General features: G+C 70.7%; 10 protein-coding genes, 1 tRNA gene and 2 pseudogenes. 6 read left to right on the top strand and 7 right to left on the bottom strand.

Annotated features, from left to right (window positions below):
- Positions 1-15: 15 nt before the first annotated feature.
- On the bottom strand, positions 16-516 hold the full coding sequence (locus tag AC061S_RS34925) for a MarR family winged helix-turn-helix transcriptional regulator (RefSeq protein WP_478689899.1): 501 nt from the start codon (positions 514-516) through the stop codon (positions 16-18).
- A gap of 115 nt (positions 517-631) precedes the next feature.
- Here AC061S_RS34925 and AC061S_RS34920 point away from each other — a divergent pair, with 115 nt between their 5' ends.
- The gene (locus tag AC061S_RS34920; protein WP_478689898.1) at positions 632-1,201 is read left to right on the top strand and encodes an NADPH-dependent FMN reductase; all 570 of its coding nucleotides are present in this window, start codon (positions 632-634) and stop codon (positions 1,199-1,201) included.
- Here the strand turns inward: AC061S_RS34920 and AC061S_RS34915 are convergent.
- Entirely contained in the window at positions 1,191-2,453 is a 1,263-nt protein-coding gene (locus tag AC061S_RS34915; protein ID WP_478689897.1) for a M20 metallopeptidase family protein, read from the bottom strand. The genes AC061S_RS34920 and AC061S_RS34915 overlap by 11 nt on opposite strands.
- Before the next feature lie 105 nt (positions 2,454-2,558).
- On the opposite strand from AC061S_RS34915, the gene AC061S_RS34910 reads away from it, so the two are divergent.
- The 3 genes and pseudogenes from AC061S_RS34910 to AC061S_RS34900 all read left to right on the top strand — a co-directional run bounded on the left by AC061S_RS34910 (position 2,559) and on the right by AC061S_RS34900 (position 3,675).
- Positions 2,559-2,906 (top strand): hypothetical protein, encoded by a 348-nt coding sequence (locus AC061S_RS34910; protein ID WP_478689896.1) that lies wholly within the window; start codon positions 2,559-2,561, stop codon positions 2,904-2,906.
- 122 nt (positions 2,907-3,028) lie between these two features.
- Positions 3,029-3,611: pseudogene (locus AC061S_RS34905) on the top strand (bifunctional DNA primase/polymerase).
- Positions 3,602-3,675, top strand: a tRNA-Lys gene (locus AC061S_RS34900). Before AC061S_RS34905 ends, AC061S_RS34900 begins: the two are co-directional and overlap by 10 nt.
- Before the next feature lie 89 nt (positions 3,676-3,764).
- Here the strand turns inward: AC061S_RS34900 and AC061S_RS34895 are convergent.
- Positions 3,765-4,967 (bottom strand): M6 family metalloprotease domain-containing protein, encoded by a 1,203-nt coding sequence (locus AC061S_RS34895; protein ID WP_478689895.1) that lies wholly within the window; start codon positions 4,965-4,967, stop codon positions 3,765-3,767.
- Between the two features lie 441 nt (positions 4,968-5,408).
- On the opposite strand from AC061S_RS34895, the gene AC061S_RS34890 reads away from it, so the two are divergent.
- Complete coding sequence (locus tag AC061S_RS34890) at positions 5,409-7,304, top strand: putative bifunctional diguanylate cyclase/phosphodiesterase (RefSeq protein ID WP_478689894.1); 1,896 nt, start codon at positions 5,409-5,411, stop codon at positions 7,302-7,304.
- 17 nt (positions 7,305-7,321) lie between these two features.
- Here AC061S_RS34890 and AC061S_RS34885 read toward each other — a convergent pair whose 3' ends face one another.
- The 4 genes from AC061S_RS34885 to AC061S_RS34870 form a co-directional block, all read right to left on the bottom strand.
- Positions 7,322-8,182 carry a poly-gamma-glutamate hydrolase family protein gene (locus AC061S_RS34885; RefSeq protein WP_478689893.1) on the bottom strand — a complete coding sequence of 287 codons (861 nt, stop codon included), beginning with the start codon at positions 8,180-8,182 and terminating at the stop codon, positions 7,322-7,324.
- A gap of 165 nt (positions 8,183-8,347) precedes the next feature.
- On the bottom strand, positions 8,348-8,617 hold the full coding sequence (locus AC061S_RS34880; RefSeq protein WP_478689892.1) for a DUF397 domain-containing protein: 270 nt from the start codon (positions 8,615-8,617) through the stop codon (positions 8,348-8,350).
- Positions 8,577-9,425 carry a helix-turn-helix domain-containing protein gene (locus tag AC061S_RS34875; protein ID WP_478689925.1) on the bottom strand — a complete coding sequence of 283 codons (849 nt, stop codon included), beginning with the start codon at positions 9,423-9,425 and terminating at the stop codon, positions 8,577-8,579. Before AC061S_RS34875 ends, AC061S_RS34880 begins: the two co-directional genes overlap by 41 nt.
- 167 nt (positions 9,426-9,592) lie before the next feature.
- Entirely contained in the window at positions 9,593-11,290 is a 1,698-nt protein-coding gene (locus AC061S_RS34870) for a glycosyl hydrolase family 18 protein (RefSeq protein ID WP_478689891.1), read from the bottom strand.
- 340 nt (positions 11,291-11,630) lie between these two features.
- Here AC061S_RS34870 and AC061S_RS34865 point away from each other — a divergent pair.
- Positions 11,631-12,299 (top strand): annotated as a pseudogene (locus AC061S_RS34865) (DUF7638 domain-containing protein); the annotation flags it as partial.
- Positions 12,300-12,506 lie beyond the last annotated feature (207 nt).

Below are 12,506 nucleotides of genomic sequence, written 5' to 3'. Positions count from 1 at the left end.
GCCTTCCCGGACGGCTCAGCGGGTTTTGCGTTCCACGCCCAGGCGGGTGCGGAGCAGTTCGCCGACCTCGGCGAACGTGCGGAGCTGTTCCGGGGTCAGGATGTCGATCAGGTGGCGCCGCACCGACTCCACATGGAGCGGTGCGGCCGTCATGATCGTGGTGACGCCCTGCTCGGTGAGCACCACTTCGGCGCCGCGCCCGTCGTCGGCCACCTCTTGGCGGCGGACGATGCCGCGCTGCTCCATCCGGGTGAGCTGGTGGGAGAGCCGGCTGCGGGACCACTGCATGAGGACGGCCAGGGCGCTGATGCGCATGCGGTGGCCGTCGGTGGAGCCGAGGACGGACAGGACGTCGTAGTCGGCTTCGGAGAGCCCGCTGTCCTGGGTCAGATCGCGCGCGATATCGGCGTTGACCAGCGGAAACATCCGCCGCCAGGCGTACCAGGCCTGCTGTTCGGGCTCGCTGAGCCAGCGCGGGCCGCTCTCGCCCCCGCTCCCACGCTCGTTCTCGGTCATGGTCGAAGTCTAGACCGGTACGTGACACGTCACCTATCTAGTTGACACGTCACCCATCCCCGCGCTCTCATAGGTGACACGTCAACAAAACCGCCCCGGCCGCGAGGAGCCCCCCGTGAACCCGCACCCGATCCGCCTGCACGTCGTCTCCGCCTCCGTCCGCCCCACCTCCGCCGCCCGCCCCCTGGCCCGCTGGGCCGCCGACCAGGCGCGCGAGCACAGCCGCTTCGAGGTCACCCCCGTCGACCTCGCCGAGATCGCCCTGCCCTTCCTCGACGAGCCCGAGTACGCGTCCACCGGGATCTACGCCCACCCCCACACCCGCGCGTGGAGCGCCCTGGTCGACTCCGCCGACGCCTTCCTCTTCGTCCTGCCGATGTACAACCGCGGCTTCACCGCCCCCTTCAAGAACGCCGTCGACTTCCTCTACCGCGAATGGCAGGGCAAGCCGGTCGGGCTGCTCTCCTACAGCGCGGGCGGCTCCGGCGGCGCCCCGGCCGGCCGGATGCTGCGGCCGGTGCTGGAGGCCGTCGGCATGGTGCCCACCAAGGCCTCGGTGGCCGTCCCGGGCATCACCGGGCTGGTCACGGCCGACGGGTTCCGGGCCCCGGAGGGCCTCGCGGGCGAACTGGCAGCCGTACTGGACGAGCTCGCCGCCCTGGCGCGGACGCCGGTCAGCGCGTGACGAGGGCCCCCGCCAGGTGGTCGTACGCGGCATGCGCGTGCAGCCGTACGCCCGTGATCAGGGTGGCGTCATCGGCGTAGAAGGCGGGGTGGTGGTTGCCCGCCAGGCCCCGGCCGCCGGGGACGGCCACGGGTTCGCCGCTCGCCGGGTCCAGGGCGGTGTCCTGGACGCCGAGCATCACGTACAGCCCGCCGAAGCGGGTGATGAGCTCGGAGACGTCGTCGTAGCCGAGCGTGCCGCCGACCTCCACCACCCGGTCCGCGCCCGCGACCCGGCGCAGGGTGGGCAGCGCGGCCTCGACCCAGGCCGCATCGTTGCGCACGGCGGGCACGTCCTGGAGCAGCTCGACGGTCGCGGAGGCCCCGTAGGCCTCGGCCGTGTGCTCCGCCAGCACGGTCAGCCGACGCTTCACCTCGGGCATGTCCCGCTCCTCGGCGCAGCGGATGGTGCCCCACAGGGTGACCGTTTCACCGATCACGTTGTACCAGCCGACGTCCTCGATGTGGCCGATGGAGACCGTGACCGGGGAGAACGCCGACACCTGCCGGTAGAGCTGGCCGATCCCGGTCAGCAGCGCCCCGACGGCGGGCATCGGGTCGATGCCGTACCAGGGGGAGGAGGCGTGGGACTGCCGGCCGGTGACGGTGACCCGGACCAGGCAGGAGGCCCCGTACATCGGCCCGGACTTGTAGCCCACCCAGCCCTTGGGGTGCGGGGTGACGTGCATGCCGAAGGCCATCGTGGGGACGGGATCCGCGAAGGCCCCCTCGGCCACCATCAGGCGCGCCCCGCCCTCCTCGCCGACCGGCGGGCCCTCCTCGGCGGGCTGGAACACGAACAGCACGGTTCCGGGCAGCCGTTCCCGCACCCGTACGTCGGCCAGTGCGCGCGCGGCTCCGAGGAGCATCGCGGTGTGGCAGTCGTGGCCGCAGGCGTGCGAGGCCTGCCCGGTGGCGGCGAAGTCCGCGCCGCAGCGGTCGGGGACGGGCAGTGCGTCCATGTCGGCCCGCAGCGCCGCCACCCGGTCCCCGGGCCGGCCGCCGCGCAGCACCCCGACCACCCCGTGCCCGGCGATGCCGGTCCGCACCTCGTCCAGCCCGAACCCGGTGAGCTCCCGCGCCACGAGCCGCGCGGTGGCGGCCTCGCGGTTGGGCAGCTCCGGATTGCGGTGCAGATGACGGCGCCAGCCGATCACCTGCTCGATGCCCTCGTCACAGAGCTTGTCCAGCGCCTCGTGCACACCATCGGTCATACGCACGTTCTAGCCCATGCGCCGGGGGCTTCGGGCGCCCTTGCGTGAAGCTGGACAATGGACGGTGGCCCGGAAGCTTTTCTCACGTCCAGCAGGAGGACACGCATGGCAGAGCCCGAGCGGACCGAGCGGAGGCTGCGGCCCGCGCAGTTGCTCTTCGAGCCGTCGGAGACCGTCACGGACCCGGAGCACTTCTTCGACCTCGAATCGATCGACGACCCGCGGGAACTGCTGGTCCGGGCGACAGAGCTGACGCTGGCCTTCCGGGCCGCCCAGGAGCGGGCGGTGGAGTTCCAGGCGGTGGCCGCGGCGCAGCTCGCGGATCCCCGGCGGTTCGACCGGCTGTCGGCGGCCGCGATCGCGGAGCAGGCGGAGTGGACCGAGGACTACGCCCGCAAGATGATCGAGTTCGGCGAGTCCCTGCTGCGCGGCACCTCCCCCGAGGGCGCCTGAGGGCACCCCCGGCCGCGACCCCTGGCATATGCGGGGCGCAACATACCCCAGTCCCACCCGGCCTGTCCCGGTTTTCCGTAACTCCCGGAGACCGGTCCGCTACCCCGGGTAGACCTGGACGTATGACGACGCTGACCAGCTGCCCCGCGCTCGACCTGCGGACGACGACCGCCTCCGCGACCCACGTCACCCCGGCCGGCGCCGCCTGGCTGGCCTCGGCGTCCGCCCAGCCCGGCGGCACGCTGGCCGCCTGGCAGGCCCGGCCCACCGCGCCCGCCGTGCTGCCCTGCGGGACCGCCTTCGACGTCGTCAACGTCCCCCTCGTCCTCGGGCGCCGGATGCTCGACCTGCTCTGGGCCGAAGGCCCCGGCTCCGGGCCGGCCGCCGTGCACCGCGGGCGGACCCTGCTCTTCGCCACCCCCGGCACCGCCCACCGGCTCCCGGCCCTGCTGGCCTGGGAGGAGTGGAGCACCCCCGTGCCCGCCCCGCTCTGCCACGGCCCCGGCGACGCCGTCACCGTGCCGCCGCTGGCCGCCGACGGGGGGCCCTCGCGCTGGCTCGTGGCCCCCGACACCCGGCTGCCCTGGCTGCCCGGGCCGGAGGCGCTGCTGTGGGCGTTCGTCCGTGCCACCCGAGCTGCGGATATCGATTTTTCCGATCGCCGGTCGGGGTGCTAATGTCTTCCTCGTCACCAAGCGCCGCTAGCTCAGTTGGTTAGAGCAGCTGACTCTTAATCAGCGGGTCCGGGGTTCGAGTCCCTGGCGGCGCACAGACGGAGAAAGACCCCCACGCGAGTGGGGGTCTTTTTCGTATCCCGGCATCCCGGTATCCCGTCCCGGGCCCGGGATACCGGGTTCCTCACCCCGCCTCGCGCGTGATCTTCACCGTGTACGCGCCCGACTGCGTGCGGTCCGCCACCTCGACGGTGATCCGCTCGCCCGGGATGGTGAAGGCCTCCCCCACCTCCAGCGGGGCGTCCGCCAGCGGCGGGTACACCGACCGGTCCCAGCAGGCCTCGGTGTCGGGGTGCGCGTCCACGACCTCGATGGGCCCGCCGCCCGAGGCCGCCTCGTTGCGGACCCGGTAGATGAGGACGCCTTCGGTGCAGGTGTCCCCGTCGTTCCCGGCGGAGCCCCGCGCCTCGACGGCGATCGCGCTGCCGGGGCCCGTACGGACCACCGCGAGCCGGGTGCCGCCCGTGGCGCCGGGGCGCGGTGCCTCGGAGAGCGGCTGGAGGGTGTGCAGGGAGGAGCCGGTTCCCACACAGTCCACCTGGGAGGCGTCCAGCCAGCCGAGCTTCCACTTCTGCCAGGCGAAGAGGTCCGGGGCCATGCCGAACTGGCTGCCCATGACGTCCCAGTCCCCGACGTAGGTGTCCCAGTCGCCCTTGCCGTCCGAGGGCCGGTGGTAGAGGTCCGGCAGGTCGAAGACGTGCCCGGTCTCGTGGGCCAGCACGTTGCGGTCCGGCGGGTGCTTCTCGAAGACCGTGACGATGCGGCGCAGGTCGGCGCCGTCCGCCCGGATCGGCTGCTCGAAGTTGACGACCTTGGTGGCGTCGGAGTCCACGCCGGGCGCGTCCGGGTCGGCGACGAAGTAGACGACGTCGTACCGGCTGAAGTCCACCGCCGGATCGGCTCCGGCCACCGCGTCGCGCAGGTAGGCGGCCCGGTCCGCCGGGGCCCAGTCGCGCTGTATCCCGTACGCGGCGGACGGCTTCGGCATCTGGATCCACTGCTTCTGCGGGTGCGGGACCAGCCGGAAGCGGCCGTAGGAGGCCCGCTCGAAGAACTCGCTGGTCGCCGGGAAGTAGTCGGCGGTGAGTTCCTCGGGGGTCAGGGTGGTGCGGTGGTCGGGGAAGGAGAGGAAGACCATGACCGCGTTGAGGGTGCGCTCGGGCTTGGGATAGGCGCCGTTCCAGCTGTCCAGGCCCAGGGAGTGGTGGGCCGCGGTACGGGTCAGCGCGCAGGGGCCGGCTCCGGGGGAGGCGACCGCGGGTCCCGCGACGAGCGACATGGCGGCGAGCGCCGTCAGGGAAGTGAGCGCCGCCGCCGTGGTTCGCATGCGGGAGCGGTCCACTCCCCCGGGTGTCTGCTGTCGCGGCACATCGACCTCCGGTGGTGGATTAGTACCTCTTCATCCACCTTGGGGCGATTGTCTTACTAATGCCCTGTTCCGCTGCCCCACACGAGTGAGCACTAGGGCAAGCCGGTGACGCCGGGTTTCGCACATTCACCTACGGAAAGTCACGACCGATCAGGTCGGATCAGTGGTGGGCGCCGGATGCTCACAGCCGTGCGGAAACGATCAGGCAGTGTCACGTCGACGATCCGTCATCACACCGAACTCCCGCGTCACATACGGCGTCGCCGCTGGATAGGGCCGTCCGGGAGCCTCTATGATCGGCACACTTTCCTGCACGGACACTCACACGCACTGCGGGAGCCAACGGTGAGCGGAACCCCAGATGGAACCGGTTCGGCGGCCGACAGCATCCGACCGGCCATGACGCAGCGTCACCCGGCAGCGCCGGCGGCGACGGCAACCCCGGACCGCGCAGATCACCAGGCCGAGTACGGGGCCGGTCACCAAGCCGGCTACCGGGCCGACTACCGGGCCGCCTTCAACGCGGCCCACCTCCCCATGGCCGTCGTCGACCGCACCGGCCACATCTCCGGCGCCAACGAGGCCCTCGCCGCGCTCCTCGGCTCCGAGCCGCACGTCCTCGCCGGGCAGTCCGCCGCCGACCTGGTGGACCTGGCCTCCGAGGCCCGGACCTGGCAGGCGTACCAGGAGGTGCTGCGCGGCCGGCAGGCCCGGCTCCGCTGCACCCGCCGGCTCAAGCACCCCGACGGGCACTCCCTGTGGACCGAGATCACCCTCGGCCCCGTACCCGGGACCGACAGCGGTGACGTCCTGCTCTCCGTCGCCGACATCAGCGACCGGCGCGACCTCCAGGCCCGGCTGCGCCACCTCCAGATGCACGATCCGGTGACCCGGCTGCCCAACCGGGCGCTGTTCTTCGAGCGGCTCTCCGCCGCCCTGGAGGCCTCCTCGTACGGGCAGAGCGGCACGGGCCGGATCGGGCTCTGCTACTTGGACCTCGACGGGTTCAAGGCCGTCAACGACACCCTGGGCCACCGGGTCGGCGACCGGCTGCTGGCCGCCGTCGCCGGGCGGCTCACCCAGTGCGCCGACCAGTCCGGCTACGGGCGCACCGGCGGGCACCTGGTGGCACGGCTCGGCGGCGACGAGTTCGCCCTGCTGGTCGAGGATTCCACCGGCACCGAGCAGCTCGCGGACCTGGCGCGGAGCGTGCTGGCCGCCGTACAGGAGCCCTTCGACCTGGCCGGTCAGCGGCTGTCGGTCTCCGCGTCGATCGGCGTGGTGGAGCGGGCGGCCGCCGGGACCTCGGCGACCGGCCTGATGCAGGCCGCGGACACGACCCTCTACTGGGCCAAGGCGGACGGCAAGGCCCGCTGGACCCTCTTCGACCCGGAGCGCAACGCACACCGCATGACCCGCCAGGCCCTGTCCTCGACGCTGCGGCCGGCCGTGGAGCGCGGCGAGTTCAACGTGGAGTACCAGCCGCTGGTGGACCTGGAGAGCGGGGCGGTGCGCGGGGTGGAGGCCCTGGTGCGCTGGAACCACCCGCAGTTCGGCACGCTGACGCCGAATCGGTTCATCGGAATTGCCGAAGAGGACGGGTCCATCGTCCAGTTGGGCCGCTGGGTGCTGCGGACCGCCTGCCGGCAGGCCCGGCGCTGGCAGATCGAGCAGCCCAGCGACTCCCCCGTCTTCGTCTCCGTCAACGTGGCCGTGCGCCAGGTCTGGGACTCCGACCTGGTCGGCGACGTGGCCGAGATCCTCGCGGAGACCGGCCTGGCACCCCAGCTCCTCCAGCTCGAACTGACGGAGTCGGCCGTCATGGGCTCGGCGGGCCGGCCGCTCCAGGCCCTCCAGGCGCTGAGCGACATGGGGGTGCGGATCGCCATCGACGATTTCGGCACCGGGTACTCGAACCTCGCCTACCTCAGCCGCCTGCCCGTCTCCGTCCTCAAACTGGACGGCTCCTTCGTCCGCGGCTTCCGCTACGAGGAGGGCTCCCACCCGAACCCGGCCGACGAGACCATCGTCGAGGCCCTGGTGCAGCTCGCGCACCGGCTGGGCCTGACGGTGACGGCCGAGTGCGTGGAGACCGCCGGCCAGGCGGCCCGCCTGCGGCGCGTCGGCTGCGACACCGGCCAGGGCTGGCTGTACTCCCGGGCGGTGGCCCCGGACGTGATCGCCGGCATCATCAGCCGCCAGGCGGCGGAGGCGGCTGCGCGGACGGATTCGGGTGCGGAGACGGGTGCGGGGCCCGCCCCACCTGAAGGGCCGGCCCCGCACCCCCCGGTCTGAGAGGTCCTGCTCGCCTCTTAGTAGACGAAGAGGCTCTGGCGCGCGCGCTGCTCGGTCTCCATCGCCACGATGGCGTCACGGCAGGCGTTGGCGAACTTCCAGAACTCCGTGTTGGTGCTGGACGCGCGGTTGGCCGCACCGGAGAAGTTGCCGAAGAGGCTCGCGCGGAGTTCGGTGGTGATCTCCAGCTGGCCGCCGCCCTCACCCGTCAGGGTGCGGTTGCAGATGTTCTCCGGCAGGTCGCCGTTGAGGCTCTCCGGGTTGCCGCCGAGCACCTGGAAGCCCGCGGCGGACAGCTTCGCGGACAGCAGCTGGCGGAAGCGGGCGTTGAGGCCGCCGACCACGACCGCCTTGGGGGAGCCCGCGGGGGCGCCGGCCTGGGCGGCGGTGCAGCCGTGCAGGCTGAGGACGTTGGCGCTGCCGGCCGCGATGGAGCGCGCGATCGGGTCGTCACAGTGCGAGGAGGTGACGTGCAGCTCGCCGTTGTTGGAGGAGCGCATGCCCTCGAGCATCCAGTAGTCGTACACCGGGGCGCCGACCGTGACGGGGGCGAGGGTCTCGGGGTGGTAACCGGCTATGCCCAGGCAGAGCTCGGAGGTGCCCATCTCGATGCCGCCGCCGTGGATGGCGAGCACGCTGCTCAGACGGGGGGCCGGGGTGGTGGGCTTGTCGTTGTCGAAAGCCTCGTGGCGCTTGAAGCGGCGCGCGAAGTCCGTGCCCTCGACGGTCTTCGTGTACAGGTCCGAGTTCGCGGTGTAGAGGTCACCGCCGGCGGCGGCGGCCGGGGACGCGGCGAGGCCGGTCAGGAGCGGACCGCCCGCGGCCGCGGCCACGAGGGTGGCGAGGATGGTCCGGCGACTGGCGTGGGACTGGGACATCTGTATTCCTTCAGTGCTGCGCGGGCCGACCCGCGGATGCGTGCGATGCCGGGGGTCCCGGCTCGAAGCGGGGAGGACGGCGTTCGCCACACGACGGCATGACTGAAGAGTCGGCCGGCCCCCCTTCCGATGGCCGGAAGTGTAGCCGCTCCCCGTTCGCACTGGTCAGCGGTATCCCAGACTCCGGACGAACACTCCGAACGCCTCCGGCGCGACGGTGAAGGCGGGGCCGTCGGGACACTTGGAGTCCCGGACGGCGACCCGGCAGGGCTGGGGGGCGACCTCGACGCATTCGCCGCCCGTCGTGCCGCTGTACGAAGCCTTGCGCCAGGCCGCCGAGCCGAGGGGGGCGCACTCGACACAGTCGCCGCCGGTCCCACCGCTGTAGGTGGACTTACGCCACTGCGCGCCCGTCAGGTCCTGCATGGTCCCCATAACGTTCCTCCCGTACGCGAGCGATCAACGCTGCCGAATCCTCCACGGAGAGTGCCGCGGCCTGCAGGTGATCGTAGCGATGAGCACAGTCGCTGGCGGTTTCGGGATTGGCTGTCACGTGGGCCGAGCCGTAGCTCTCGGCGTAAACGATAGCCGGGTCGCCATCGAACCGAAGGACGTTGAACGCTCCTACCGTCGCGGGGTGTTGCCCAGCACTGAACGGGAGAATCTGGATCCCCACTTCACGCCGGTGCTGGAACTCCAGCAGCCGGTCCAGCTGCTCCCGCATGATTCCGCGGCCACCGAAGGGCCGATGCAGCACCGCCTCGTCCAGGATCACCCAGACAAGGGGTGGGCGTTCCCTTTGCAGGATGCGCTGACGCTCCATCCTCGCGGCCACCGCCTCGTCGAGCTTCTCGCCCCACCCTGCCAGGAGGACAGCCCGCGCATACGCCTCGGTCTGCAAGAGTCCGTAGACCAACTGCGGCTGGAACGAGGAGATGTGCGTCGCCCGCACCTCCATCTCGGCATACGCCTGGAACCAGCTCGGCAGCTGGCTCCGCAGGACCAGCCCCACCAGCCGGGAGAAGTGCCCATCCGTACCCAGCGCAGCGTCAAGCCGTTCCGAGAAGTCCCGGGTCGGGACCCGTTTCGTGTTCTCGATCATGCCGATCAGCGAGCCCGAGCAGTAGATGATGTCGCCCAGCTGCGCCTGCTTCAGCCCGGCCGCCTCTCTCAGGCGGCACAGCTCGTACGCGTAGTAGTCCAGCGGCGAGGCGCTGGGATCGAGGTCGCGGACGTTGACCAAGGGAATGGTCACCCCCCATGAGGACGCGTGCGGATCCAACTCATCGCCGAGCGTAATGACTTCGGCACGCTCCGGTACGGGGAATCCGGCAACCATGTCACACGGCAGCCCCCGCACCCTGGGAGAAGGGTGCGGGGGCTGCCGGCGCTCGGCGCGGGGTGGGGGGATCAGCAGGCGCCGAGGTCCTTCCAGACACCCCATTCACCGGTGGTGCCGGGCACCTCGTTCTGCGTCCACCACTGGGCCTTGTACTTGCGGCCGTTGTGCGAGACCTCGTTGCCGCCGGTGTAGACCGTGCCTGCGACGTACGCCGGGGTCGAACCGCAGCCCGTGGGCGGGGCGGTCGTCGGAGGCGTCGTGGTCGGAGGCGTCGTGGTCGGCGGGGTTGTGGTCGGAGGCGTGGTGACCGGAGGCTGCGTGGTGCCGCCCAGGGAGTCCGAGATCTGGTTCAGCAGGGTCGCGTTGGCGTCCAGGCCGAGCAGGGAGTACATCATCGCGCCGGCCAGGCCGCGCTGCTTGCCGTAGTCGACCCGGGCCTGGATGGACTTCTGGTTCAGGCCGGTGAAGAACTCGCCGTCCTTGAAGAAGTACGAGGCCTTGGCCTGGTCGTCCCAGAAGGTGGTCGCCGGGTTGTCGACGATGCCGCCGAGCTCCTTGTAGAGCGCGATGCCGGCCTGCTGGCTGGTCGGACGGGCGGCGGAGCCCTGCGTGGCGGGCTGGGCGAGGCCGTTGGTGGTGCCGGGCGTGACGCCCTTCCAGCCGCGGTAGTAGAACTCGTAGCCCAGGGTCAGCTTGTTGGCGGGGAAGCCGCCGGTGATCCCGTAGGCCGCGTTGCCGTCGATCCAGGAGTCGATGGCGTTCTTGATGCTGTACTTCTCGGTGCCCGGGGCGATCGGGTCGGTCGGGTCCGACGACGAGGGCAGCAGCGGGGACTGGTGGTACGTCGGGCCGTCCGAGTCCCAGGCGCCGTGCATGTCGTACGTCATGATGTTCGCGTAGTCGAGGTACGCGCCGATCTTGTCCGTCTCGATGTACTTGATCTTGTCCTGGCCGGCCGGGAGGGCCGAGGTCAGCAGGTACTTCTTGCCGCCGTTGGCCGCGCCGTGGGCGTCGAGCTGCTCGCGGAACTCCTTGAGCAGGAGCGTGAAGTTCTGCTTGTCCTCGGGGGCGTAGTGGTTGCCGAGGTGGCCGCCCGACGAGCCCGGGTACTCCCAGTCGATGTCGATGCCGTCGAAGATGCCGGCCGCGCTGCCCACGCCGCCGTAGCCGCCCTCGACGGGCAGGTTGCCCTTGATGTACTGGTCGATGCAGGAGGTCACGAGCTTCTTGCGAGAAGCGTCGGTCTTGGCCGCGTCGCTGAAGTACTTCGAGTAGGTCCAGCCGCCGAGCGAGATGTTGATCTTCAGGTTCGGGTACTTCGCCTTGAGCTGCTTGAACTGGTTGAACACGCCGACGATCGGCTGGTCCCACTTGTCGGCGACGCCGCTGACGCTGTCGGCCGCGCTGAAGGACTTCTGGTAGTCGGCGTACGAGTCGCCCGCACCGTCACCGGCGTTGGGGCTGTTGTCGTCGCCCGCCGCCTTGTTCGCCTCGAAACAGGTGAGGTTGGTGGGGTGGATGTTGCCGAACGAGTAGTTGATGATGTCCAACTTGCTCGCTATGCCACGGGTATCGAGGTGCTTGGGATAAAAGGCGTTCCCGTACACGCTCCACTGGTCGTAGTAGGCGATCTTGACGTTGCCGGCCGCTGCGGTGGTCCCGGCCTCGGCGGCCGAGGCGGTGGTGAGTCCCGCGAAGGCGGCCAGCGTCCCGCCGGCCAGCGCGGCCGTAGCGGCGGCCGCGATGAGGGATTTACGGATGTGCATGAACTGCCTCCGGGGAAGTGGGAGGGGAAGGCAAGACTTCAGGTGGGGATAGTGATAGCGATCACTCCGGGTCCGAGTCAATGGTTTGGACCAAAGAAGGACTAGACCAGTCACGACCCAGAACCCCACGTCAGCGACGTGGGACCCCACCAAAAATCACCCGCCACCCATGGTGACGAGCGATTTAAGGCTGCCTTCATTCACTCTCCGGCAAGGTTTCAGCAACAAACCAGCCAAACTCCGGTTGCCGGCGCGTGCGGGTCCCTCCGGGCTTCCTCGGGGCTCGTGTACACCCGTAAACCATTCCGGGCGGGTGCACGTCGGCGGCAGAATCAGCCGGATGATCGGCAAGCGAACCACCCATCGCGTCGTGGACGGCGTCCGCATACCCGGCACCTGGCGGCCCGCCTTCATCCGCAACGGCCGCTACTTCCTGACCGACCTCTTCATCTACGCCGACGGTCTCGTCGACTGCTGGGGCCTGGTCACCCTGGAGGAGTTCGAGGAGAAGGTCCGGACCGGCTGGGTGGCCACCACCCTCCCTGACGGTGGCCAGGCGTCCGTACACGGTCTGGCGCGCTGGAAGTTCGGCGAGCCCCTGAACCAGCTCACCCCTGACCTGCTGGTCGCCGAAGTCCGCGACACCGTCGACCGGCTGAACGAGCGGCCCGACTCGGCCGGCCGCTGCATGGCCGCCGTCGAGGCCTTCCTCGCCCACCGGACGGAGGAGAACCGGGCCGCTGCCCGGACCGCGTTCCTGGCCGTCCCGGTCTCGCGGCGCCGTGCGCTGGGCGACATGGACAGCAAGGACTGGCCCCTGCGGGTCCTGGTGGCGGGGCCCGGTGGCCGGACCTACGTGCCGGCCGACCCGCCGGTCACGCAGGAGGCGTACGACAGAGCCGTCGAGCACTTCGAGCAGCGGGCCCACCGGTTGACGGAGCTGCAGGCGCGCGCCTCGGCAGACGGGCCCGAGGTTTCGTACGCTCCGGTGGTCCATCTCCACCGTTCCTAGCCAGTGTGCAGGAGTGAGTCTTGGACCCACTGGTGCGTACTGGGCGCATCCCGAACGGTTTTGGATGCACTGGGTCTCCGCGTTCTCTTCCCGCTCGGCGGCACGTCTCTGGGGGCGTGGTCCGTTGCGGGTGGGCGGTTTCCCTCACGTCCACGGGCTCCTGGTCCGGCCTGGACGGTCCGATGCCCGTAGCGATCGCTCTGG

It is taken from the genome of Streptomyces sp. CA189 (genome assembly GCF_056428985.1).
Note: the sequence above shows the minus strand (reverse complement) of the source record. Positions and strands in the feature narration are given on the sequence as shown.